Genomic DNA, 23,439 nt, shown 5'->3' with positions numbered 1-23,439 from the left:
ACATGCTGCCCGTAATGATATTGGCCATGATCGTGCTCATGATGCTAGCCGTTCCGGTTGCCGTGGCAATTGGGCTGGCAGGGGTGATCGGAACCGTCGGCTTCTCCAATCTGCCCCTGATTGTCGTGCCGCAACAGGCCTTCATCGCCCTTGACAAATTCCCGCTTGCCGCCATTCCGTTCTTCATCCTGGCCGGCAATGTAATGGCGGCCGGAGGCATTTCCTCCCGGCTGGTCGATCTGGTGGAGAGCGTGCTGGGCAATGTCCGGGGCGGCTTGCCGATGTCGTGCATCGTCGTGTGCATGATCTTCGCCGCGGTCTCCGGTTCGAGCGTCGCAACCACTTTCGCCATCGGCTCCATCCTGATACCGGCGATGGTGCGCCAGAAATATCCGGTCGGCTTCGCCGCATCGCTGCAGGCGACCTCTGCCGAACTCGGCGTCATCATTCCGCCGTCGATCCCGATGATCCTCTATGGCGTTTCGGCCGGTGCGCCGGTCGGCGACCTCTTTATCGCGGGGCTTGGGCCGGGACTGCTGATAGCCGGCGCCCTGGTGATCTATGTTCTGATGTGGACGCGGCTAACCGGTCATGGGGCCTCCGAAAACTTCCCGCGGAAGCCGTTCCTGCCAAGCCTCAAACGGTCGGGTTTGGCCCTGCTCATGCCGATCATCATATTGGGCGGCATCTATGGCGGCGTCTTCACCCCGACCGAAGCGTCGGTGATAGCCGTTTTCTACGCACTGGCCGTCAGCCTGGTCATTTACCGCGAGATGACGCCGCGGAGCCTGTCCGACGTGATCCGGCGGTCCACCATTTCCTCGGCCATCATCATGTTCATCATCTCGATGGCCGGGCTGTTCTCCTTCGTTCTGACCAGGGCCGGCATTCCCGCGGCGATCGGCGAATGGATCGTGGTGAACTTCGATAGCGCCGTCGCCTTCCTGCTGGCCGTCAACCTCTTTCTGTTCTTGATTGGAATGTTCATCGAGACATCCGCCTCGATTGTCGTCATCGCGCCGATCCTTGCTCCGGTGGCCGTCCGTTTCGGCATCGACCCGGTGCATTTCGGCATGATCATGATAACCAATCTGGCCATGGGGATGATCACGCCGCCTTTCGGCGTCAACCTCTTCGCCGCTTGCGCCGTGGCGAAGATATCGCTTCACCGGATGATCCCGCATCTGGTGCCGCTGGTCGGCATCATCGTGGTGTGCCTGGGGCTGGTGACCTACTTCCCGTCCATCAGCTTCTCGTTCCTCTACCTGCTGAGCGCACGGTAGTTCTCAGGCGTGGGGTGGAAGCGGAGATCCGCTCGCTTTTGCCCGCAGCCAGTCCGAGGCGCGGTAGTATCGCAACACGGCGGCGGGAGCGAACGACATGAAGAAGGGTGCTCGCCGGAGCGGTTCGAGCTTCAGCGACAGGTCTTTTTCGGGGACTCCCTTCGCCCACTCGCCGAGTACGCCGCCGAGCATGCTTCCGGTTGGCACGCCACGACCGGACAGGCCAGTCAGCGCGACGACGCCGGGCGCGAGCTCATAGAACCGCGGGATGGTTCGCTTCTGCATGTCCAGTTCACCGAACCAGAAATACTCCCATCTCAAGTCGCTGCTGATCTGCGGATGAAGCCAACGCAGGCGGTCGGACATGAGGCGGTGTGTGAACGCCATGTCCCGGCCGCGCCGACCCATCGGGAACATCGAGGCGACAATCCGTCCCTCGGTGTTGTACTTGTAGACGAAGATGTCACCGCGGCCATCATGCATCGTGGTGTTGCGTGGCAGGACGGTTTGGCGTTCCGCGCCGATCAGCGGCTGCGTCGCGGCGACGAACACCTTCTGGATCTTGTAGGTCCGGTCGAGGCCGGGCCAACCGTCAACAGTGTAGGCGCCGGTCGCAAAGATGACCTTGTCCGCAACCACAACCCCTTCGCCCGAGCGTACGGCCCAGGCGCTGTCCTGCCGCACGACATCGTGGACGGGCGATTTGGTATGGATCGTGCCGCCCTCCTCGATGACGGCACGCGCCAGCCCTCTCGCGTAACTCAACGGATTGAGGTGGCCAGCCTCGGAATGAAACCAGCCGCCATAATATCGCGGGCTGCCGGTCATCTCCTCGCTAGCCTGCCTGTCCAGCATCCGCGTCTTGGCGCCAACTGCATTGTACTGCTGCGCCTTTGCCTCGAGCTTGGCGACGGCACCTGGCGTAAGCGCGCCCATGACGTAGCCGTTCTGCTGCCATTCGCAGTCGATGCCGTAACGCTCGATCATCTCCGCGACTTGTCTGTTGGCCCCTGTCTGTCGGGCGATCAGCCTTTCGGCCCACGGCTCGCCCAACATGGCACGCAGTTCGGGCAGGCTGTAATGCGTGAAGGTTGGCGTACAGTGGCCGGCATTGCGCCCCGAGCCGCCGAACCCGATCTCCTGAGCTTCGAGAAGAACGACGCGGATGCCGTCGCGAGCGAGATCGAGCGCTGTCGTCAATCCGGTATAGCCACCGCCGACGATGCAGACGTCCGCCCGTGTGCGCCCTTGCAGCGGGCCGCTTTCCGGCGGCGGCTTCGCGGTCGCATACCAGAGTGAGACTTCAAACGGCGAAAACCTTGCCATGCCGGCCGGCCTCAAAGCATGTCGCTTCGCGCGTCGAGCGCATCGCGCAGCCCGTCGCCAATGAAGTTGAAACTCGTGACCGCCAGAGTGATCGCGGCGCCAGGAACGATCGCCAGCCACGGCGCGCTATCGAGATACTGCTGGGCGCCGTTGAGCATGTTTCCCCAACTCGGCAGCGGCGGCTGGATGCCGTAGCCAAGGAAGCTGACATAGGCTTCGAGGAGGATGGCACGGGCGACGGTAAGCGTGGCCGCGACGATGATCGGGCCGATCGCATTGGGCAGAAGCTCGCGGAACATGATGTGGCTGTTGCTGAGCCCGAGCATCCGGGCGGCGACCACGAAGTCGCGTTCACGCAGCGAGCGCACTTCCGCCTCGACGATGCGAGCGATTTCCATCCAACTCGTCGCAGCAATGATCAGGGTGATCATGATCGGGCTCGGCTTGATGAACGCAGCCATCGCCAGCAGCAGGAAGATGTTGGGAAAGGACAGCATCGCATCGACGAAACGCATCAGCACCGTGCCGATGCGACCGCCGAAGTAGCCGGCTGCAATCCCGAGCACGGTTCCGAAGACGGTGCTGAGGAGCATGGCAGCGAAACCGACCAGCAGCGAAATGCGGCCAGCCATGAGCAGGCGCGCCGCGATGTCGCGCCCGAGCGGATCGGTGCCGAAGAAATGATAGCCGGTGAACGGCGGGGAGAAGCGGCCACGCAGGTCGATGTAAAGGTCGTCGAAGGGCAGGAGAAAGGGTCCGATGACGCAGGCGAGGACCAGAATGATGATCATGGCCAAGCCGAACATTGCCAGTCGATGGCGCGCAAATCGGCGCACGGTGCGGCTGCGCCACCAGGGTTGCGTGGAGCGGGCGGAGACGAGTAATTCCGACTGGCTCATTTGTTCGTTCCTCAGCTCAATCGAATGCGCGGATCGACGAATGCGACGGTGAGGTCGGCGGCCAGATTGCCGACCAGGACGAGAACCGCGGACATCATCAGCAGGCCCATCACCACGGGGTAGTCGCTGTAGCCGAGACTATCGAGGAACAGCCGTCCCATGCCGGGCCAGGTGAAGACGGTTTCCGTCACCAGGGCGCCACCCAGTATTGTTGGCAGTTGAAGCCCCAGCAGCGTGATCATCGGAAGCAGAGCGTTTCCGAGGATGTGGCGGACTAACACACGCCGGGGCCTCAGTCCCTTGGCCCGGGCAGTGCGAACGAAATCCTGATTGATGACGTCGAGCGTAGCGGTCCGCATGTAGCGGCTCCATACGGCGATATTGACCAGCGCGAGAACGATGCTCGGCATGATGAGATGGACCGCATAGTCGCCCAGTGAACCGTCGCCGATCGTGTACATGTTGCCGGCCGGCAGCCACCTGAGCCGGAGCGAGAAGATGTAGATCGCGATCAGTCCGAACCAGAAGGTCGGGATCGACAATGCCACCATCGCGCCGACCGTCGCCGCGTAGTCGAAGATCGAATACCGTTTGAGCGCGCCCAGTACACCTATCAACGTGCCGACGAAGATAGCGATCGCGGTCGATACGCCCATCAAAAGCATCGTCGCGAGGAGGTGCTCCCAGATGATATCGAGCACGGCCCTGCCGTCCCGGAAGGATCGTCCCCAGTCACCACGAAGCAGGTGTCCCAGCCAGTCGATGTACTGAACCGGAAGAGGTCGATCGAGACCCATTTGTGAGGCGATGCGATCGAGATCGGCCTGCGTCATCCCCGGCGTGAGGCTGAACTGCGAAAGCGGCCCACCTGGAGCGAGGTTCAAGACGGCAAAGCCAATCATCGAGACCAGCAGGAGCAGGATAAGACTTTGCCAGAAACGTCCCAGCAGATAGCGAAGCATGCCGGCTGTCTCCGTTTTTGCTGTCAGTCGGATACGTCGCGCCAAGGCGCCTTTATTGGCGATACAGGCCGAGCCGGTCATTGCCGGCCCGGCCCATTTCCAGAGCTATGACCAGTACCAGGTGGCTACATCCCAGGAGTCGATGCGCACGTTGATATTGGGGACGACGCCTTCGACACCGGACTTGTGTCCGCGGACCGTCGCATATTGGAATATCGGCAGAAATGGCAGGTCGTTACGCAGGGTCTCCTGGATTTTCAGATAGGCTTGCTTGCGCTTTTCCGGCACGAATTCGACACCGCCGGCTTCGAGCAGCTTATCCACCTCCGGGTTGGCGTACTGCCAGGTATTCTGGCCGGCGCCACCCTTGGCCGGAATTGATTTCGAACTGAGATAGTCGGAAGTGTTGGGATCGGACCCTGTCAGAAAGTTGATGCCGACGACAACGGAATCGAATTGCGACTTCATCCAGTAGTCACCCCACATGACCGCAGGCGGCAGGTTGGAGATCTCCACTTCGACACCGATGTCGCGATACGATTGCTGAATGAACTGCTGCGCCTGTTCGCGGATATGATTGCCCGCCGTGGTCGAGTTCTTGAACGAGAGGCGGACGCCATCCTTGACGCGAATGCCGTCACTGCCGGGAACCCAGCCAGCGTCGTCGAGCAGTTTCTTCGCCTTTTCCACATCGTATTCCTGCTTTGGCAAATCCGGATTGTAGTAGAAGGATTGCTGCGGCATGTAGGTTTCGGTGGGGGTCGGCAGCCCGTAGTAGAGGGTGTCGATGATCGTCTGTTTGTCCAGCGCATAGTACAGCGCCTGGCGAACCGCGAGTTCCTTGAATTGCGGGCGCTCCATGTTGAAGCTGAGCGATTCGACGGTGGCGGCGGGAACGACGGCGACGGATGTCCCGCTCAATGCCTTGGCTTCCTCATAGTGGTCGGGCGTGATCCACTGCAGTCCGATGACGTCGATGTCGCCGGTCTTGAACTGGGTGTAGAGAACTGTCAGGTCGGGAATATATTTGTAGATCAGACGCTCGAGATAAGGGCCGTCACCAAAGTAATCGGTGTTGGCGGCCAACTCGATATGGTCTCCGGCCGTGCGCTCCACCCATTTGAACGGTCCGGTTCCGATGGGAGCATTGTTGAACGGCGCGGTATTCTTGTCCTCCGCCGCCCCAAGCACATGTTTCGGGACGATGAAGGTCGCCGCCAGGATCGATGGATAGGGTGCGTAAGGCTCCTTCATCTTCCAACTGATCTCGGTTGGCGAGACGACGGTCAGATTCTCGACAAGTTCGTGGCCGGCGCGCCGCCAGCTCAGGAATTTCGGGTCGACCAGGAGTTCGAGCGTGAACTTGACGTCCTCGGCCGTGAACGGCTTTCCGTCGTGCCACTTGACGTCATCGCGCAGCTTTACGTGCCATTCGAGTCCATCGGCCGAGATGCCGCCGTTTTCGACGGTCGGCACCTCCTTGGCGAGCGCGGGGAAGAAATTACCTTGCGGGTCGACGCCAAACAGCGGATCGAAGACGCTGAAGTGGATGCCCTCGTCGACCTCGATATGCACCAGGTGCGGATTGAAGACGGTGGGTTCCTGAGAAAAGCCGACGATCACCTGCCCCTTGGGCGCGCTCGGCGGAGTCGCGGCAAGGGCTTTGCCGGTACCTGTCAGGTTGGGCATGGCGAGGCCGGCTGCGCTGGCGATCGCCATTCCAAGCGTTTGCCGACGCGTCGGCCGAAAGATTGTACTGCTGCTCTGGTTCGACATTAGAAGTCTCCTTTGAAAGTGTTCCACTTTGCTTGCGTCCCGCTCTCTTGTCGGAGCGGTTAGAATCCACTGACCGGCGCGACCTTCGACCCGTCCGAAAATCGCGACCATCTGAAGTCCGTCGGATCGACGATCGGCGGCCGCCCGGTGACGATATCCGCCATCAGCCTGCCTGCCGCCGGGCCGATGCCGAAGCCGTGGCCCGAAAATCCGGTCGCGACATGGAAGCCGGGGACGGCATCGACCGCGGAAATGACGGGGACGGCGTCGGGCGTGACGTCGATATAGCCGGCCCAGCGCTGCGCGATCTCCGCCTTGTCCAGAGCCGGAAATGCCTTGCGGGCGTTCGAAAGGATACGCTCGGAGCTTTTCTTCGACGGCTTGGGATCGAGCACGCGGCAGTATTCGAAGGGGCTCGCCTCGTCCATTGTCCAACGGGTCGGTACCCTTGCCTCTTCGAGGAAACGGCCACCCAGCCGGAAATTCAGCGATCGCCACTCCATCTTCCAGGCCGGAAGAAAATCGCGCGCGTAGCGGAACGAGTTCGGCACGATGTCGACGACGTTGGTCATGCTGGAGGCGATGGTGTAGCCGCCGTCCTGGCGTTTGCGGACAGCGAAATTGTTTGCCCACACGGCCTGTTCCGGTCCGTTCTCGACCGGCGTGGTGCGAAGGACCGTGTTCATGACCTTCAATTGCGGCAGGTCAAGGTCAAGCGCTCCGCAAAACAGGTTCGACCAGGCGCCTCCCGCAAGGACGACTGCCTTGCAAGCGATGAAACCACGTTCGGTCACGACGCCCGAGACGGCGCCGTTGGTTGTCTCCACGCCGCGCACCGCGCATTCGGTCAAGATGGCGGCGCCGCGCTCGCGCGCGGCTTCGGCAATCGCCGGCGCGGCCTTCTGCGGTTCCGCGCGGCCGTCGGCGGGCGTGTACAGCGCGCCTTTGACATCGAGATGGGAGCCGGGGAGGAGATCACGCAATTCTCCCGAACCGATCATTCGCGACTCGAGCTGATAGCCTTCGAGATGACGTCCCCAGTTCGCGTGCTGTTCGTATTCCTTGTCGTTCGCGCAGGTGAACACAATTCCGGCTCGGGCATAACCGGTATCCCGTCCCGTTCGTTCGGAGAGCCTCGTCCAGATGCGCAGTGCTTCCGCCATCAGCGGGACCTCGCGCGGATCCCGACGGGAGATGCGTACCCAGCCCCAGTTGCGGCTGGATTGCTCCTGGCCGATTCCGCCCTTTTCGCACAAAGCCACCCGCAAGCCGCTTTCGGCGAGTTCCAGCGCCGTCGAGGCCCCGACGATGCCGCCGCCAATGACGACGCAGTCCACCTCCTTTGGCAGTTCAATATCTCCATGAACGGGGACGACGAATGGTCCGGGCATGCTCAGTAGAGCTCCTCGAGCTGGCAATTGATGGAAAATTCGGCGACGCTTGCATGATTGGGCAGATCGAGGAGCATCCCGATGGTCCGTGCGAGATCATCGGGATCGGTCATCAGCGCATCGGCGCGATCGGTAATGCTGCGCGCCATATCGGTGGCGACGAAACCGGGACAGACGGCCGTGGCTCGAATTCCAAGATCCCATCCCGCCTGTCTGATACCGTGGGAAAGGGCGACGGCAGCAAACTTGGAGATCGAATAGGAGCCTGATGTCGCGGACTTGACCCGCTTGCCCGACAGCGAGGCGAGAATGATGACACGGCCTGTTCGACTTGTCGCAAGCGCTTCCCATGACGCGCGCACCAGGCGGCGCGGAGCCTTCACGTTGATCTCGAACATGAGATCGAGATCCGTGTCGTCAACGTCGATGACCGACTTCGGAATCATGATGCCGGCACAGGCAATGACCGCGTCGATCCGGCCGAAGCCATCGATGGTGCCGTCGACCCATCCCCGTTCGGCGCCGGCGGCCGCGGCCTCATAAGGGAATACGCTTACGCGCTCGCTGTCGGCCCAGTCGGGCTGCACCGGTTCGCGCATGCCGAGCGACAGCGACCAGCCCGTTTCATACAAGTGCCGGGCACAAGCCGCGCCGATGCCGCGACTGGCGCCGGACAGGAGCGCCACCCGTCGGGTGGCCTGCACTGCGCCAACTGCCGCCGGCTCACTCATTGGCCGAGACCCACGGTGCGACGATAGACGCGCCGCAATATGTCGAGCAGACGCTTCTGGTCTTCCTCGGGCACACCGGCGAAGAAATCGCTGGATTGCTTGGTGGCGATCTTGCGCACCTTGCGGGCGAGGCCCGCCCCCTTTTCGGTGATATGAAGCCCCTGTGCCCGTCCGTCGTCCGCTGCGGCCTCACGCGTCAGAAGATCGTGCTCGATCATCTGGTCAACCAGCCTGCCCATGGCGGAACGATCGCGCATAATGAGCTGCGCGATGACCGAGGGCCGTATCCCTGGGTGGCTGTCGACAAGAAGCAGTGTGGTGATCTTGCCGGTTCCCCGAGCCACGTCGAGACCCTCCAGGCGGTCATCGAGATCACGAGAAAGGGCGATATTGATGCTTCGGATATAGAAGCTCAACGTGTCTTCGAGGACATCGAGCCCTACCGTCTCGACGGTATGAAGAGGGCCTTTCTTCTTCTTCGGCAACGGACACTCTCCTGAGGCTTCCCTGGCAGCCTGCATCGAGATCACCGGCAGCCTCGAAAATCGGGGTTGCCGCGGGCCTTCAAAGACATAGTTGAGCGGGTGGTGGACAATTGCAACTACTTTTGATGGACAAAAGCAACTATTTTCCCCGCAGGAAGGTCCGAGGGTGCGCGTGCAGTTCGATCGAGACACGGCCTTGCGGCCGCGCCTCTATCGGCACCGTGATGGATCGCGGGACTTTCCCGATCTCCGCCTAGGCGGCGGGAACCCATTCCTTGCCTGGAATGGCAGAGATGAGTTGCCTTGTATAGGCGTGACGTGGCGATCGGAATATCTGCCAGGGCGGGCCGGATTCCACGACTTCACCGCGGTTCATGACCAGAATCTCGTCGCAGATACGGCTTGCCACTCTCAGGTCGTGAGTGATGAAGATCATGGCTATCTTCATTTCCTCCTGGATATTGGCCAGGAGGTCGAGGATCTGCGCCTGGATCGAGACGTCGAGGGCGGAGACCGCTTCGTCGGCGACCAGGACCTTGGGGTCCATCATCAGGGCGCGCGCGATGCCGATCCGCTGGCGCTGGCCGCCTGAAAATTCATGCGGAAACCGGTCGTAGGCACCCTCGTCGAGCCCGACCAGCCGAAGCAGCTTCAACGCCTTCGCGCGCGCTTCGCGAGCGGGCAGGCCGTGCGCCATCGGGCCGACGGTGAGGATCTTGGCGATCGTCTGCCGCGGATTGAGCGAGGCAAAAGGATCCTGGAAAATCATCTGAATGTGCGGTCGCATCGGCCGGAATTCGGAAGCCGAAAGTGCCGCGATATCCTTGCCGTCGAACAGAATGCTGCCGCCGTCGCTATCCAGCAGCTTCAGGAGGACGCGGCCGAGGGACGATTTTCCCGAGCCGGACTCTCCGACGATCCCAAGCGTCCGGCCCCGGCGGACCTCGAAGCTGACCTGCTTGACGGCGTGGACGATGCGCGATCGCGAGAAGAAGCCGATGCCTGGCCGGTAGGTCTTGTCGAGCTTCCGCACCTCCAGCACAATTGGGGCATCGCCGCGCGACTTCTTCTCATTCTCGATCATATGTGGAACGGCGGCGATCAGTCGCCTAGTGTAGGGGTGGCTTGGATTGCCGAGCACGTCGGAAACGACGCCTTGTTCGACCATCGCGCCTTTCTCCATGACGATGACGCGATCGGCGATTTCTGCGACGACGCCAAAATCGTGCGTGATGAACATGACGCTCATGTTCTTTTCGCGCTGCAGCCGCCGGATCAACGCAAGGATCTGCGCCTGGGTGGTGACGTCGAGAGCCGTCGTCGGCTCGTCGGCGATCAGCAGATCAGGCCCGAGCGCGAGCGCCATGGCGATCATGACGCGCTGGCGTTGCCCGCCGGAGAGTTGGAACGGATACTGATGCCGCAGAACCTCGGGCTCCGGCAGGCCGACTTCGCCGAGCAGATCGACAACCGCCTTCGTGCGGGTCGCCGAAGTGCCTGCGTGGTGCGCTTCCATAACCTCCGCAACCTGCTGCCCGACGGTCATCAGCGGATTGAGCGCCGAAAGCGGATCCTGAAAGACGATGGAGACCGAACGGCCCCTGAGGCCGCGCAGAACATCTTCCCGTGCACTGGCCAGATCGTGGCCCTTAAACCGGATGCTTCCCTGCGTGATCCGCACCGAAGATGGCAGCAGACCCATGATCGCATTTGCGGTGACCGACTTGCCGGAGCCGGATTCGCCGACGATGCACAGCATCTCACCCTTCTTCATGTCGAAGGATATGTTTTCGACCGCGTTCTCACGCTCCATGTTCCTGGGCAGGCTGATAGTCAGATTTCGAACAGACAGAACAGCTTCCTCGATCGGATCGCCTGTAGTCGTTTCGCTCGGCAGCATTGCTTGGCCTTTCGAAGTTCCAATGATCTGACGACGCATACTAGCCGCACGTTCCACCGTCTGCGCAAGCCCGCATTTTTGAGACAGGCACCGGTGTCTTGCGATCACTGCGAAATCGCAGCGATTTTGTCCGGGGCCAAGATGGCCAAAGGGCGCTCCGGCGGGAACGCCCTGGTAAGTGCCGCTCCTCTCGCGGCAGCAGGGTCAGTCCACCTTCACGCGGTGGGCGGGACGCAAAGTCGAGATCGTTGCAGATCCGCGTTCAGCGATGTTGGTGAAGCCTATCTAGCCACGCCGTGCCGCCTCGATCGCGGCCACGTCGATTTTCTTCATGGTCATCATCGCACCAAACGCGCGCTTTGCTTCATCACCGCCGGCCGCCATCGCCTCGGTCAGCACGCGCGGCGTGATTTGCCAGCAGACGCCCCACTTGTCCTTGCACCAGCCGCAGGCGCTCTCTTGGCCGCCATTGCCGACGATGGCGTTCCAGTAGAGGTCGGTTTCGTGTTGGTCGTCTGTGGCGATCTGGAACGAGAAGGCTTCGCTATGTCTAAACGCGGGACCGCCGTTGAGGCCGACACAAGCGACGCCGGCAACCGTGAATTCGACCATCAACACGTCGCCCTCCTTGCCGGACGGGTAGTCGCTGGGTGCATGGGTGATGGCACCCACCGCGCTGTCGGGAAAGGTCTCGGCGCAGAAGCGGGCAGCAGCCTCGGCGTCCTTGTCGTACCAGAGGAAAATCGTGTTCTTTGCCATTGCGTGTCCTTTCGCTTTGAAGCCAAATTCCGGCCTTGTTTCCCCACCCGCTCTCTTTCGAGACAGGCAGCCCCACGGCTAACGCACCGCAGCCTTTTTGTTTCCACATGGAACATCGGCCCATATGGAACATCGGCTTGGGGGACGCTTGGCTCCTGCAGCATTATCTCCCGTGCAGACATACTGCGGGATCGTTCGCCGCGAAATGAAGCTTATGTCGCCTTGCGAATGGCATGTTCGACGCCGCGGAGCTCGGCCAGTCCCCTGAGCCGACCGATGGCCGGATAGCCGGGCTGGGCGCCTCGCGTGAGGTCATCGAGGATGTCCTGGCCATGATCGGGGCGCATCGGGATGACGGCATCCGGGCGTCCTTCCTTCCTGCGCCGCGCCTCTTCGTGGAGTAGCGCCGCCACCACCGCCACCATGTCGGTGTCGCCGGTAAGATGCTCGTCCTCGTGGAAAGAGCAGGGGATGCCCGGCTCTTCCTTGTGCACATTGCGCAGATGCGCGAAATGGATCTTTGGCCCCAGCCGCCCGATCATGCCCGGCAGATCATTATCCGGTCTTGCGCCGAGCGACCCCGTGCACAGTGTCGCCCCGTTGGCCGGGCTGTCGATTGCGTCCAGAATGTACCTGTAGTCGGCCTCGGTCGACATGACGCGCGGCAAGCCGAGCAGCGGAAACGGCGGATCGTCCGGGTGGCAGCAGAGACGCAGGCCGAGGCGTTCGGCCGTCGGCACGACCTCCGCCAGGAAGTCGACGAAATGCCGGCGCAGGGTTGTTGCGTCGATGTGGTCATAATTTGACAGTTGAGCCGCGAGACCGTCGAGAGACGTGTCTTCGGTTGAGCCGGGCAGACCGGAATTGACGCTTCTTGCTAGAATCTTGCGTGCAACGTCATCCATCTGCGCGTGTCGCTGCTCCGCCTCGGAGACGAGCTCCGGTGTGTAATCGGCGAGCGCCGCTTTGCGTTTCAGGATATGGATGTCGAATGCGGCGAAATCGGCCAAATCGAAGCGCATGGTGGTGCCGCCATGCGGCAGGCGCCAGGTAAGATCTGTGCGGGTCCAATCGAGCACGGGCATGAAATTGTAGCAGACGACCGAAATGCCGGCCCGCGCCAGGTTTTCCAGTGATGTCCTGTAGTTGGCTATATGGCTGCGCCATTCGCCGACCTGCGTCTTGATCGCTTCGGAAACCGGCAGGCTCTCGACGACCTCCCAGTTCAGATCGCTTGCGCTTCCATCCGGGAAAGATGCGACTTCGCGCTGACGTCTTTCGATTTCGGCGGGCAGCCAGACGGCGCCGTAAGGAACGTGGTGAAGGGCCGAGACGATACCTTGCGCACCGGCTTGACGCGCATCCGCGATCGTCACCTTGTCGACCGGCCCAAACCAACGCCACACATGTCTCATTCAAACATCCCGTAAAAAAAGAATCGCCGTGCGGCTGCACGCCCGCGTTTCCCGCCGCCGTGACCGACCAGCTTTTGATCTTCGTCGGCTAATACCAGATTCCGATGTATCTGACACCGATCCCGCTTGGGCGCCTGTACCGGCCGAAGGCCAGCGAAGTCCCTGGCTACAGCAGAGCTTCGTATCGATCTCCGATCTTTTCAACTTCGAAATCCGCCGCCCTGCTCTTCAGGAGGGCGGCAGAAGTCGGCTTGTCCAGCATATCAGCCATCGCCTTTGCCAGGGCCGCGGCGTCGCCAACCGGCACCAAGGCGCCGAAACGACCGTCACCGAGAATCTCGCGCGGGCCATGCGGCGCATCCGTGGAGACTACGGGGACACCAGCAGCCATAGCCTCGACCAACACATTGCCAAAGCCCTCGCTCGTGGACGAAAGGACGAACAGATCGGCTGCGGCGTAGCAGGACGCGGGGTCGTTGACGTAGCCAGCAAGGAGCACATCGGCGCCTATACCGGATTCCTGGGCATAGGCGCGGAGCTCGGCGGCCAACGGGCCTTCGCCGAAGATGACAAGCCGAGCGCGGCGGCCGGCGCGCAGGATGGCGAAGGCCCGGAGCAAAGTCCGATGATCCTTGACCGGCACCAGACGTCCAGCGGTGGCGATGACCGGGCCATCGCCCATCGTCGCCAGCTTTGCCTGCCAGGCATGGGAATGTCCCTGGGGCGCTGCAGCCGGCGGCAGCGGGTTGTTGATGACGACAACCTTGGATCTGGGGAAGCCGCGGGCCACGATATCGCGGCCGACACCCGCCGAGACGGCGATGGCTTTGGTTGCGCGCGCTGCAACCAGCGTGGAAAGCCAGACCGCTATTCTTGCGCCGAGACCACTGGAAGGCAGTGAGGCGGCTGCGTGGAAACTTGGAAGGAACCTCGCTCGGCTGCGTGCCAACAGAAGCGCCAGCGCCACGACCAGATTGGCGAATTCCGGGGCGCTATAGACCGCATGGGGACCAAGGCGGTTGAATAGACGTGCGCTTCGCACGACGCCTTTCAGCGTTGCCCATTTGCCATAACCCTCGCCCCTGATGGGAAGGCCGAAATCGACCAGATGCACGGCAGGCGAGCGCAGCGCAGCGTTAGGCCCTTCCGCGTTCCAGGTAAAAAGCGTGACATCGTGCCCACGGGACGCCAATTCATTTGCAATGAGGACGAAGACACGCTCGGCGCCGCCGCCCCTGAGACTGGCAATGTGAAAGACAATGCGCTTTGGCATGCCTGGATTCAGGCTCGGCTGACGCCGATGCCTGATCGGTTGGGCGGCTGGCGCATGTCACGCACGATGCCCATGGCAATGGCGAGCAACATGCCTAGAGCAAAGCCGGCGAAGGCTCCCATGCCGGCCACCAGGGGGGTGCGTGGCGGCCACGAGCGCCCCTTTGGCGGCACCGCGGTGGAAATCACCTGCACATTCGTGGTGTCGATCTGCTCGCGCTCGGTGATTTGACGCGCGCGTGACAGGAAGCTTTCGTAGACCGCCCTCTTCGATGCGGCATCGCGTTCAAGCTCACGCAGGGCGACCTGGGACTCGCTGTCGGTGAAAACGTTGCCCTTCAGGTCGCTCATCTTGGCGCTGAGAGAAGCCAATGAAGCCTTGGCCCTATCAAGGTTGGCTTTTGCCGTGCCGACCGTACGGGAGAACTCCGACCTGAGTTGAGAACTGACGGTTTCGAATTCCGTCCTCAGCCTGACGATCGTCGGATGGCGCGGACCGAATGTCATGGATTGTGAATCGATTTGCTGCCGCAGGCCGTTTGCCTTGTCGCGCAGCACTGCGAGTGCTTCCGAGACCGTGGGGTCAGGGTTAGCCCCATTGACGCCGGAGGCAACCAAGGCGTCGTAACTTGCCTGCGCGGCGATGGCGCGCGATTGCGCCTCAACAATTTCGCTGTTGAGCTGCGTCATCGTCTGCGAGCTGACAAGCTGCCCATTGCTGGAAGACAGGTTGTGGCTGCGCCTGTAGCTCTCGACCTTCTCTTCGGCGACCTGCACGTCCCGCTTGAGTTGGCCGAGCCGGCCGTCAAGAGCAGCCGCGGCACGGCTGGCACCAGCAGCTTCGGCCTTGGCCAGTTCTTCCTGGAATGCCTTGACCATGGCTTGCGAGATCAGGATCGCCTTGCCGGAGGTTTCCGCCGATACCGAGAGGGTTGTGACGAACGACGTTTCATCCGCAGAGACGCTTACCCGCTCCGCCAGGCTCTTCTGGGCGATAAGCTTCGGATCGGACTTGGTGCCACTCACCCCAACGCCAGACGCCGAGGCGCTCCGGTCCGGGTCGTAAAACTCCGGATCGTTGGCTAGACCGAGTTCGTCCACCACACGTGCAAGCACGTTGCCCGAGGTCAAGATGCGCTGCTTGCTGCGCGCGTTGAGTATTTGGCTATCGACCTGGCCCGGTTGCGAGTAGAGATCGTTTTCCACAACCTGCAAATTGGCAGGATTGATGAGGATTTCCGTCGTAACAGTATAACGCTGTTTGCTCAGCAGCCCATAGGCGGCGCCGATGACGCCGCCGGCCACTGCCAGCATGCATGCCACGACGAGGCCGGCACGCAGCCAGACAAACAGGCGTCGAAAATCGAGCTCAAGGAAATCGCCGATCTTGTCAAGCGTCACCGTCGCGACAGGCTCGGGTGTGTGCGGCATGACAGGTCCGGAGGTGCGTGCCATGACTGGGGCATCCTGTTGCAGCCTTGCCCTGCTGGCGCGCCGCGCATTGGCGATCCGCTCAAGTGCGCTGATATCGGAATCCGCCGCAGAGGAAGGGGGAGTGCCGGAAGCGGCGGACATGATGCTAACTCTTGTTATTCGCTACGCGGGCCAGCACTACAGAAAGATCGTTAACATCTCATTTTCCAAGTTGGCATATTTTGCCGATTCAGGCGCAGCGTCCGTTCGGCGGACCCCTGAATGGACCTCGTTGGCCAGAATGCCGTTTGAATACCTCCACCTGGATCGGCCATGAGCTATCCCGCTGCCGCATCGGAACGATTGTTGTCCAGCCAAGCGCGTCGTCAGAACGCGCTGTCGCTTCTGTTTTTCCTATGCGCAGCCTTGGCGTTCCTGCTCCGCTTCACGGTGTCACCGCAGATGATGAACATGGTCGTCGACTATACGGCCCAGGGAGGCTTGTTCTACGAGAAGCTGCATTTCGGCACCTATGCCATCTTTCTGCTGCTTCCTCTCTTTCTTTTCAGCCGGCCATTTCTGCTGCAGGGCGACGAAATTGGAATATTCAAGGCTTTGCTGCTTTATTCTGCGCTGATGTTCGCGCTGGTGCCGTATCTTTTCATCACAGGCCGGGCGGGCTCCTCGGGGTTCATCATCGATACCTATCTGGTGGCGGGCGCCGCGGGCCTGTTGATGCTGGCCTTGAATGCGGATGCACGGCGGGCATTGGGCGACGTCGTGCTTGGAATGGTGATTCTCAGCGCCGTGATCGGCACGATCGAAGCGGTGACTCAACATCGATTTCTACCTTACGGTCTCCGGGAACTGCAGTTCAGACCAATCGGCCTATCGGCGCACCCGCTGGCATTGGGCGCGCTCTGCGCCACAGCCATCGGATTCGTACCGCTGACGCGCTGGCGCATATGGGTGCGGGTGGTATCCATCCTCGTATTGCTCGTCGGTTGTGCCGCGTCAGGCGCTCGCGCCGCCCTGATGCTCGCTGCCTGCGAAACCCTCATTCTGCTGATGTTCGTGCCTTGGCCGCGCCTGACGCCCAGGCACCAGCGGCAGGCCAAGGCTGTCGTGCTGCTGTTCGCCCTGACGGGCGGCGCGGCGCTGGTGGCCATACTGTTTTCGGGCGGGCTGCTGAATCGATTCGGCAACACGATCTTCGACGAAAATTTCATGGCGCGGGTGACGATCTACCAGGTGTTCGGGCTTGTCAGTTGGAAAGACATCCTGTTTGGCATGAACGTCGACGACCTCCTGGCGATCGTCAACGAGAAGCTGCATCTGCCCTACATCGAGAGCGCGCCGGTGGTCATCATCATGCTCTTCGGCCTGCCCATAGCCGTGCTCTTTACCGTGCTGATATTCTGGTTCGTTTTTCGGCTGCTGCGCGCGGCGCCGCTGCCAGCATGGGTCGGCACCATGACGTTCTTGCTTGCCGCGCTGTCGAATAACGCGCTCTCGTCAAAATCGCCGGAGATCACGATAATCGTGGTGTTGCTGCTTGCCTATAGAAACGCGCCGTATAGATACCAGCCGAAGAGTACATCTTCGGCCGTGGTCGCATCCGCGCCGAAACTGGATCGGCTCGGATAAGCACAGGCTCCAGGCTCGTCAGCCGGCGCTGTCCACAACCTCGACACGACCTGCGCGGTTAAGCGTGTGGATGCCCGCGCGGGCCCATGCCGGCCCCGCGCCGATCGGGCGAGGCGGCGCAAAACGGACATCGAAATCGTCAAGCCGATCAAGCCGCATCAACCCCAGACCGCCGCCATAGGCTCTCGACCCATTTTGCACCGGCAGCACCAGGCCATCGCCCTGGCGGATAAAGGCGCCGCCGGGCCGAGTGGCCGAGTGATCGACGGCGATGGGATTGAGCGCATGCGCAACCCACGGCCCGCGCAGCGAGGGTGCGGAATAGACGGCCATCGTATCCGACGCGCTGCCATAACCGAACCGCTCCGTCCCCAACAGCCAGAAGCGCCCATCGACTTCGAGCAGCGTGGCATCATTGAAATCCTTGTCCGTCATCAGCACGGTGTCGCGTACCCAGCGATCTGGAAACTGTGCGGCGCGATAGAGCACAAGTTCGCGCGCCGCGCTGCTTTCGGGGATCATGAAAATCTCGCCGGCGTGAGCGAATACCTGCGGATACGACAGGTGGTGCGGTTCCTCCAGCACCACCCTCGGTACGCCGAAAGTGCCATCGTCGCCCAGTTCGGCGACAGAAATCACTCCGCGGCCCGTAGCGTAGGGAAATTCCTCGACAAACAGATAGTGGCGGCCATCCCGCTCGAGGACGAAGGGATCGGCGTAGAATCGCTGGCCATCGTCCGCGAGGACGGTGAACGGCGTACCGTCGAGTTGCCCGGTTTCGGCGACACCTGGCCCGTCGATCAGCCGGTAGGCAACCTGCCAATAGAAGGGGCGTCGCCCAAGTCTTAGTTTTTGCACAGCGCGATCGACCACCCCCCTGCAGAAGAAGGGCAGATAGTGCCGGACAAAACCGCCGGTCTTCTGGGTCGGCGCCGGGCTATCGGCAATGGGCACAAGTTCGCCCGCGGAAAAACGGGCGACGCTTTGCACAACCAGCGAGATGGCCCCGGCGAGCAGGTCGTTGCAGCTGCGAGACAGCCAAAGCCGGTCGCCGAGCATTGGGCGCCCCCGGACGACTGCAACGCCATCGAGGCGAATGGCAAGCTCTGGCAAACGCCCGCTCGCCAGCATCTCGGCCACACCGGCTGGAAAGGTGCTGTGGCCGCAAAATTCGAGCGTCAGGACGGGCGCGCCTCGTCCTGCGGCGGTGGCCGTGAGATCGACTACAAGATCGGCGGGACCGGACTCGCCTGCCGGCAACGGCTTGGAACGGCTCGCCAGTGAGGGACCGAAGCGTCGGCTCTCGATCGCCAGCACTTTATCAAGCCCGCGTGCGATCGGCGCAGGCGCCGACGCGTGGCAACTCGAAACCACGTGACCAGCCGCTTTCAACCGCACCAGAAGCTCTATTTCCCAGCGCCGAGATCCGTCGGCGTGGCCGATGATTAAAATATTAGTCAATCGAATATATTCTTTTTCAAGACTACTCTGCCAGGATACCTACCGGTTCGGTCTTTCATAAGAGTTACCCGGGGGAGCGCGGGTTTGATCGTTAATCATACATTAAGATTTAAGGTCACGAAGGCGGCTTCTGCCGCTATTAGAGCTCTTGTGGCGAATAATCAGCAGGTCGCGACCCCTATTGGCGACCAGGATCAGCAATGAACATCCTTTCACATCCAAAACTGCCTTCCCGGCAGAAACTGCTGATCGTGTTCGGCACGAGGCCGGAGGCGCTCAAATGCTTTCCGGTGGTGCGTGCAGCGCTTGCCCATCCGGGTTTTGTCACCGAAACATGCATCACCGCTCAGCACCGCGAGATGGTCGACCAGGTCATTGAGCTGACGGGCCTGCCGGTGCATCACGACCTCAATATCATGCAGCCCGGCCAGACGCTGTTCGACGTGACGTCGCGCGTGCTCCTGGGCATGGCCGAAGTGCTGGAAAAGGCGAAGCCCGATATCGTCCTCGTGCAGGGCGACACGACGACGGCGATGGCTGCCGCTCTGGCTGCCTTCTACAAGCGCATTCCGGTCGCCCATGTCGAGGCGGGATTGCGCAGCCATGACATCAACTCTCCCTTTCCAGAGGAATTGAACCGCAAGATCGCCGGTAACATCGCCACCTGGCACTTCGCACCGACCGTTCAGGCACGCGACAACCTCATCGCCGAAGGAAAGGCTGAGAACACCATCTTCGTGACCGGCAATACGGTGATCGACACGCTGTTGCATTTTTCCGGCGCGATCGACGCCGACAGGCTGATGAGCGCTGAGCTCGCCGCCCGGTTTCCTTTCCTCGATCCCACCAAGAGAATGATCCTCGTCACCGGTCATCGCCGTGAAAATTTCGACGGCGGCATCCACCGCATCTGTGCGGCGCTGAAGGGATTGGCGGTGCGCGGGGACGTGCAGATCGTCTACCCGGTTCATCCCAACCCTAATGTGCGCTCGGTGGTCAACACGGAATTGGAAGGCGTGCCGAACATCCATCTCGTCGACCCGCAGGACTATCTGCCGTTCCTGTATCTGCAGAAGCAGAGCTACCTCGTGCTGACCGACAGCGGCGGCGTGCAGGAAGAGGCGCCTTCGCTCGGCAAGCCGGTGCTGGTGATGCGTGAGAACACCGAGCGACCCGAAGGGATTGTGGCGGGCACCGCGCGTCTCGTCGGCACCGATATCGAAAAAATCCTGTCCAATGCCAATAGCCTGCTTGATGACCAGGCGGCCTATCGCGGCATGGCGGAACGACACAACCCATATGGCGATGGCCGGGCCAGTAACCGGATCGTTGAGGAACTGCTGCATCATGGCTGACATCAAGACCGTTTCCGTTATCGGCATGGGCTATATCGGCCTGCCGACCTGCGCCATTTTTGCCAGCCGCGGGCTCGACGTGATCGGCGTCGACGTCAACGAGGCGGTGGTCGAGAAGGTCAACCGCGGCGAAATCCACATCGTCGAGCCGGACCTTGATGGTCTGATCCAGAAGGTCGTAGCCAACGGCAAGCTAAAGGCGTTCAGCACGCCGCAGCCGGCGGATGCCTATGTCATCGCTGTGCCGACCCCGATGACTGACGACCACAAGCCTGACGTGAGCTACGTGCTCGCGGCGGCACGAAGCATCGCTTCCGTGCTGAAGCGGGGAGACCTTGTGGTGCTGGAATCGACATCGCCAGTCGGCACGACGCGCATCATGACGGGACTGCTTGCCGAGTTGCGGCCCGATCTCAAATTTCCTGTCACGCATGGCGAAGAGGCCGATGTCCTGGTCGCCTATTCGCCCGAGCGCGTGTTGCCGGGAAAGGTCCTGACCGAACTGATCAACAACGATCGCTCGATCGGCGGACTGTCGCGCAAGTCGTCGGAACGGACTGCGGCACTCTATTCAACCTTCGTTACCGGCGACCTGTTCATGACCCAGGCCGAAAGCGCGGAACTGGTGAAGCTGACCGAGAACGCGTTCCGCGACGTCAATATCGCCTTTGCCAACGAGCTTGCGGCAGTGTGCCAGGATCTGTCGCTCAACGTCTGGGAGGTGATCGATCTCGCCAACCGGCATCCCCGCGTGAACATCCTCCAGCCGAGCCCGGGCGTCGGCGGCCACTGCATTGCGGTCGATCCGTATTTCATCATCGACGCCGCGCCCAACAGCACGCGGCTGATGGCTTCGGCGCGCCGGATCAATTCCGAGCGTCCTATGTCGGTGGTCAGGGATATAGAAGCCTTGCTCGACCCTTCCCGCAAGCAGACGATCGCCTGTCTTGGCCTCAGCTTCAAAGCCAATATCGACGATATGCGCGAGAGCCCGGCTGTCGAGGTGGTGAAGCTCTTGTCCGATATCCCCAACCTGAAGATCATCGCGGCTGAACCCAACACACATACACTGCCGCATGAGCTCGAGGGCAAGGGCATCGTTTTCACCGATGCACTTTCGGCCATCGACAAGTGCGATATCGTCGTCCTGCTGGTCGACCATCGGCAGTTCAATCTGATCGATCCCGAAGCGCTCAAGGACAAGAAGCTCATCGACACAAGGGGTTTGTGGACCTGGCGCAAGGCACGCAAGCCTGACGCCCGCATCGAAGGCAAGAAATCGGAAATCGAACACCTGACACTTCCCGCAAGTGCGGAGGAGGCCGCTTGAGCGCACACGACCCGGCATGGGCGCAGCATCGCCTGTTGGCGTCACGGCGCCGGGAGTTCCTTGGCGCGCCGATCCATGCGCTGACCATGGCCGAGACGCTGGCCATCGCCGATGAGGCGATGACGCTTCGACGGCCGCTGCATCATGTGGTCGTGAATGTCGCCAAGCTTGTGAACATGCGCAACAATGCCGAGCTGCGGGAGGATGTGGCGACGGCGGATGTGATCAACGTCGACGGCAAAGGTGTGCTTTGGGGTGCGCGTCTTTGCGGCGTCGCGCTGCCGGAGCGGGTAGCGGGCGTCGACATCATGACCAATCTGCTGAGCCTGTGCGCGACGCGCGGCTACAGCCCCTTCCTCCTGGGCGCCGAACAATCCGTTCTCGATGCGGTGAAAAGGCGACTTGCCAAGGATCATCCGAGCCTCGTTGTCGCCGGCATGCGCGATGGCTATTTCAAGCCGGAAGACGAGGCCGGCATCGTCGAGGCGATCAACGCCTCGGGCGCCGACTGCCTGTTGGTGGCGATGCCGACGCCGCGCAAGGAGCGCTTTCTCAAGCGCTATCGTGACGAACTCGCTCCGAGTTTCGTCATGGGCGTGGGCGGCAGTTTCGATGTCTATGGCGGCAAGGTTGCCCGGGCGCCGAAACTGGTTCAGGCGGCCGGTCTGGAATGGCTGTTTCGCGTGGCACAGGAGCCGCGACGCCTGTGGCGCCGCTACTATGACACCAACACTACTTATGCAGCACTGCTGTGCCGGGAGTTCTGGGACCGTCGGGGGCGCCGAAAGGTCGATCTATAGGCCGCGGCTACAACAGGGCGCCGGGGTCGAAATGGCGAAGTCAACGTAAAACACGATCATCATCTTTGTTTGCCCGCGCTACAGAAAAAACCTTTATCAAGGTGATAATTATCCTCGGAGTCATTATTATTCTTACAGGCCATGTGTATTTATATCTGTAATAAAGTGCTTCAGCGAACAGACTTCCTTTATTCATTCCTTTCTCGCAAATTGTTTTTGCCTCGTCGATCCTACCTTCTGAAGCCAAATAAAATCCATACAAGTAGTAGATGGCACCCAATCTCCAGTCGCTTTTTTCGGCAAACAGCGTGTGCACGCGCGGTCACGCGCTAGTACAAGTATCTTCATCCATTGAAAGAGAGACCTCTCACCCAATTTTTCGGACGACTTGCGGAGCCAAAACTCTGACTGATCCAGGTCTTTTGGCAAATATCTCCCGGCTGAAAACTCCAAACCGACAGCGCGTTGGGCATCTGGATCGCCACCTTTCGCCCTAGGTAAAAAGTAGTCTTTCCACTTTTCTTGCTTGTCGGCAAAATCATCCATTCTTTTTCATCTCCGCTTCTGATTCGATTTCAGCCGAGCTCAGCGCCATGCAGCACAACCTGGATCGGCACACTGTGCGCTGAAGTCGGACAGAATCCATCCGCTTGATTGAAACCCTACTTTTGACCCGTTCGCGGCCCCACGATCAGGGAGATGCTTCAAAGGGTTGCTGTTTCTAAATTTTTTTCAAAAACACAGAACCAAGATAAAAAATTCCCGATTTTTCATAAAAATGAAGACCAAATCCATCGTGTAGGTGAATGCCACGGTCTGATTCGCTGTCAAGCGTCTTATCGTAATTGAATTCAACCGAGTTAATCATTAGATATCCCACAACACTACTCATTTGTAATAGTTTTTTTGAAATCTTTTCGCTCTCATGCTTTGGCAGCTTGATTTCGCCCTTATGTGTCTTTCCAGGATATAATCCGAAGTACCTGACGGTTTTCAGTTCGTTTGTTTCGTCTAGTCCGACCTCGAGGTCGTCGAAGCACATTACATTCTCCCCTTTCTTCCAAAAGGGGTCGGGACCAAGCGCTCGATTGATGGCTTCCGGCCCTGACGTCTCATCAAGCTGGTACACAGCCTCTCCTCGAAGGATGCGCCAAAAGGGAGATGTATGGTGTCCAATCGTGTTTTTGTTGCTGTTGGTCATTGTTTTGTTCGCACACCCTTCGTTGCCCCTTGC

Annotated in this window: 21 protein-coding genes; 6 read left to right on the top strand and 15 right to left on the bottom strand. The window is 60.8% G+C overall.

Annotated features, from left to right (window positions below):
• Positions 1-2: 2 nt before the first annotated feature.
• Positions 3-1,283: a TRAP transporter large permease gene (locus tag IQ26_RS11765; RefSeq protein WP_145717033.1), complete on the top strand. Its 1,281-nt coding sequence runs from the start codon at positions 3-5 to the stop codon at positions 1,281-1,283.
• A 3-nt stretch (positions 1,284-1,286) separates the two neighbouring features.
• On the opposite strand, the gene IQ26_RS11760 is transcribed toward IQ26_RS11765, so the two are convergent.
• The 12 genes from IQ26_RS11760 to IQ26_RS11705 all read right to left on the bottom strand — a co-directional run bounded on the left by IQ26_RS11760 (position 1,287) and on the right by IQ26_RS11705 (position 15,774).
• Positions 1,287-2,609 (bottom strand): NAD(P)/FAD-dependent oxidoreductase, encoded by a 1,323-nt coding sequence (locus IQ26_RS11760; protein ID WP_145717031.1) that lies wholly within the window; start codon positions 2,607-2,609, stop codon positions 1,287-1,289.
• Positions 2,610-2,620: 11 nt separating this feature from the next.
• The gene (locus tag IQ26_RS11755) at positions 2,621-3,508 is read right to left on the bottom strand and encodes an ABC transporter permease (RefSeq protein WP_145717029.1); all 888 of its coding nucleotides are present in this window, start codon (positions 3,506-3,508) and stop codon (positions 2,621-2,623) included.
• An 11-nt stretch (positions 3,509-3,519) separates the two neighbouring features.
• On the bottom strand, positions 3,520-4,470 hold the full coding sequence (locus IQ26_RS11750; protein ID WP_145717027.1) for an ABC transporter permease: 951 nt from the start codon (positions 4,468-4,470) through the stop codon (positions 3,520-3,522).
• A 105-nt stretch (positions 4,471-4,575) separates the two neighbouring features.
• On the bottom strand, positions 4,576-6,159 hold the full coding sequence (locus IQ26_RS11745; RefSeq protein WP_407660285.1) for a peptide ABC transporter substrate-binding protein: 1,584 nt from the start codon (positions 6,157-6,159) through the stop codon (positions 4,576-4,578).
• A gap of 146 nt (positions 6,160-6,305) precedes the next feature.
• Positions 6,306-7,637, bottom strand: a complete 1,332-nt coding sequence (locus tag IQ26_RS11740) for an NAD(P)/FAD-dependent oxidoreductase (RefSeq protein WP_145717023.1) — start codon at positions 7,635-7,637, stop codon at positions 6,306-6,308.
• Between the two features lie 2 nt (positions 7,638-7,639).
• Entirely contained in the window at positions 7,640-8,368 is a 729-nt protein-coding gene (locus IQ26_RS11735; protein WP_145717021.1) for an SDR family NAD(P)-dependent oxidoreductase, read from the bottom strand.
• Positions 8,365-8,853, bottom strand: a complete 489-nt coding sequence (locus IQ26_RS11730) for a MarR family winged helix-turn-helix transcriptional regulator (RefSeq protein ID WP_240547079.1) — start codon at positions 8,851-8,853, stop codon at positions 8,365-8,367. Before IQ26_RS11730 ends, IQ26_RS11735 begins: the two co-directional genes overlap by 4 nt.
• Before the next feature lie 253 nt (positions 8,854-9,106).
• Complete coding sequence (locus tag IQ26_RS11725) at positions 9,107-10,753, bottom strand: ABC transporter ATP-binding protein (RefSeq protein ID WP_145717019.1); 1,647 nt, start codon at positions 10,751-10,753, stop codon at positions 9,107-9,109.
• Positions 10,754-11,038: 285 nt separating this feature from the next.
• Positions 11,039-11,512, bottom strand: a complete 474-nt coding sequence (locus IQ26_RS11720; protein ID WP_145717017.1) for a VOC family protein — start codon at positions 11,510-11,512, stop codon at positions 11,039-11,041.
• Positions 11,513-11,724: 212 nt separating this feature from the next.
• The gene (gene uxuA, locus IQ26_RS11715) at positions 11,725-12,927 is read right to left on the bottom strand and encodes a mannonate dehydratase (RefSeq protein WP_145717015.1); all 1,203 of its coding nucleotides are present in this window, start codon (positions 12,925-12,927) and stop codon (positions 11,725-11,727) included.
• A 166-nt stretch (positions 12,928-13,093) separates the two neighbouring features.
• Complete coding sequence (locus IQ26_RS11710) at positions 13,094-14,200, bottom strand: glycosyltransferase (protein ID WP_145717013.1); 1,107 nt, start codon at positions 14,198-14,200, stop codon at positions 13,094-13,096.
• Positions 14,201-14,208: 8 nt separating this feature from the next.
• Positions 14,209-15,774 (bottom strand): GumC family protein, encoded by a 1,566-nt coding sequence (locus tag IQ26_RS11705; RefSeq protein ID WP_145717011.1) that lies wholly within the window; start codon positions 15,772-15,774, stop codon positions 14,209-14,211.
• Positions 15,775-15,945: 171 nt separating this feature from the next.
• Between IQ26_RS11705 and IQ26_RS11700 the strand changes: the two genes are divergently transcribed.
• Positions 15,946-17,259, top strand: coding sequence for a VpsF family polysaccharide biosynthesis protein (locus IQ26_RS11700; RefSeq protein WP_208760144.1), 1,314 nt, complete (start codon positions 15,946-15,948; stop codon positions 17,257-17,259).
• A gap of 18 nt (positions 17,260-17,277) precedes the next feature.
• Here the strand turns inward: IQ26_RS11700 and IQ26_RS11695 are convergent, their stop codons facing one another.
• Positions 17,278-18,318, bottom strand: coding sequence for a glucosamine inositolphosphorylceramide transferase family protein (locus tag IQ26_RS11695; protein ID WP_240547077.1), 1,041 nt, complete (start codon positions 18,316-18,318; stop codon positions 17,278-17,280).
• Between the two features lie 99 nt (positions 18,319-18,417).
• Here IQ26_RS11695 and IQ26_RS41060 point away from each other — a divergent pair, with 99 nt between their 5' ends.
• The 4 genes from IQ26_RS41060 (at position 18,418) to IQ26_RS11680 (ending at position 22,205) form a co-directional block, all read left to right on the top strand.
• A complete protein-coding gene (locus IQ26_RS41060) occupies positions 18,418-18,543 on the top strand; it encodes a hypothetical protein (RefSeq protein ID WP_276316417.1) in 126 nt (41 codons plus the stop codon).
• Between the two features lie 377 nt (positions 18,544-18,920).
• Complete coding sequence (gene wecB / locus IQ26_RS11690) at positions 18,921-20,075, top strand: non-hydrolyzing UDP-N-acetylglucosamine 2-epimerase (protein ID WP_145717008.1); 1,155 nt, start codon at positions 18,921-18,923, stop codon at positions 20,073-20,075.
• Positions 20,068-21,405 carry a UDP-N-acetyl-D-mannosamine dehydrogenase gene (gene wecC / locus IQ26_RS11685; RefSeq protein ID WP_145717005.1) on the top strand — a complete coding sequence of 446 codons (1,338 nt, stop codon included), beginning with the start codon at positions 20,068-20,070 and terminating at the stop codon, positions 21,403-21,405. The genes wecB and wecC overlap by 8 nt, the downstream gene beginning before the upstream one ends.
• Entirely contained in the window at positions 21,402-22,205 is an 804-nt protein-coding gene (locus IQ26_RS11680) for a WecB/TagA/CpsF family glycosyltransferase (RefSeq protein WP_145717003.1), read from the top strand. Before wecC ends, IQ26_RS11680 begins: the two co-directional genes overlap by 4 nt.
• A gap of 192 nt (positions 22,206-22,397) precedes the next feature.
• Here IQ26_RS11680 and IQ26_RS11675 read toward each other — a convergent pair whose 3' ends face one another.
• Together IQ26_RS11675 and IQ26_RS11670 are read right to left on the bottom strand one after the other, a co-directional pair.
• Positions 22,398-22,751, bottom strand: coding sequence for a hypothetical protein (locus IQ26_RS11675; protein WP_145717001.1), 354 nt, complete (start codon positions 22,749-22,751; stop codon positions 22,398-22,400).
• A 175-nt stretch (positions 22,752-22,926) separates the two neighbouring features.
• Complete coding sequence (locus tag IQ26_RS11670; RefSeq protein ID WP_145716999.1) at positions 22,927-23,406, bottom strand: hypothetical protein; 480 nt, start codon at positions 23,404-23,406, stop codon at positions 22,927-22,929.
• Positions 23,407-23,439: the final 33 nt, after the last annotated feature.

The sequence above is a fragment of the Mesorhizobium tianshanense genome (assembly GCF_007830515.1).
GTDB lineage: Bacteria > Pseudomonadota > Alphaproteobacteria > Rhizobiales > Rhizobiaceae > Mesorhizobium > Mesorhizobium tianshanense.
The sequence above is the reverse complement of the archived record's forward strand: the minus strand, read 5'-3'. Positions and strand labels throughout refer to the sequence as shown.

Excerpts from the sequence above, each read along its gene's own strand:
- IQ26_RS11755 (WP_145717029.1), bottom strand. The coding sequence starts at position 3,508 with ATGAGCCAGTCGGAATTACTCGTCTCCGCCCGCTCCACGCAACCCTGG.
- IQ26_RS11670 (WP_145716999.1), bottom strand. The coding sequence starts at position 23,406 with ATGACCAACAGCAACAAAAACACGATTGGACACCATACATCTCCCTTT.
- IQ26_RS11735 (WP_145717021.1), bottom strand. The coding sequence starts at position 8,368 with ATGAGTGAGCCGGCGGCAGTTGGCGCAGTGCAGGCCACCCGACGGGTG.
- IQ26_RS11765 (WP_145717033.1), top strand. The coding sequence starts at position 3 with ATGCTGCCCGTAATGATATTGGCCATGATCGTGCTCATGATGCTAGCC.
- IQ26_RS11745 (WP_407660285.1), bottom strand. The coding sequence starts at position 6,159 with ATGCCCAACCTGACAGGTACCGGCAAAGCCCTTGCCGCGACTCCGCCG.
- IQ26_RS11705 (WP_145717011.1), bottom strand. The coding sequence starts at position 15,774 with ATGTCCGCCGCTTCCGGCACTCCCCCTTCCTCTGCGGCGGATTCCGAT.
- wecC (WP_145717005.1), top strand. The coding sequence starts at position 20,068 with ATGGCTGACATCAAGACCGTTTCCGTTATCGGCATGGGCTATATCGGC.
- IQ26_RS11760 (WP_145717031.1), bottom strand. The coding sequence starts at position 2,609 with ATGGCAAGGTTTTCGCCGTTTGAAGTCTCACTCTGGTATGCGACCGCG.
- IQ26_RS11720 (WP_145717017.1), bottom strand. The coding sequence starts at position 11,512 with ATGGCAAAGAACACGATTTTCCTCTGGTACGACAAGGACGCCGAGGCT.
- IQ26_RS11695 (WP_240547077.1), bottom strand. The coding sequence starts at position 18,318 with ATGCTCGGCGACCGGCTTTGGCTGTCTCGCAGCTGCAACGACCTGCTC.
- IQ26_RS11710 (WP_145717013.1), bottom strand. The coding sequence starts at position 14,200 with ATGCCAAAGCGCATTGTCTTTCACATTGCCAGTCTCAGGGGCGGCGGC.
- IQ26_RS11675 (WP_145717001.1), bottom strand. The coding sequence starts at position 22,751 with ATGGATGATTTTGCCGACAAGCAAGAAAAGTGGAAAGACTACTTTTTA.
- IQ26_RS11700 (WP_208760144.1), top strand. The coding sequence starts at position 15,946 with ATGAGCTATCCCGCTGCCGCATCGGAACGATTGTTGTCCAGCCAAGCG.
- IQ26_RS11725 (WP_145717019.1), bottom strand. The coding sequence starts at position 10,753 with ATGCTGCCGAGCGAAACGACTACAGGCGATCCGATCGAGGAAGCTGTT.
- IQ26_RS11740 (WP_145717023.1), bottom strand. The coding sequence starts at position 7,637 with ATGCCCGGACCATTCGTCGTCCCCGTTCATGGAGATATTGAACTGCCA.
- uxuA (WP_145717015.1), bottom strand. The coding sequence starts at position 12,927 with ATGAGACATGTGTGGCGTTGGTTTGGGCCGGTCGACAAGGTGACGATC.
- wecB (WP_145717008.1), top strand. The coding sequence starts at position 18,921 with ATGAACATCCTTTCACATCCAAAACTGCCTTCCCGGCAGAAACTGCTG.
- IQ26_RS11750 (WP_145717027.1), bottom strand. The coding sequence starts at position 4,470 with ATGCTTCGCTATCTGCTGGGACGTTTCTGGCAAAGTCTTATCCTGCTC.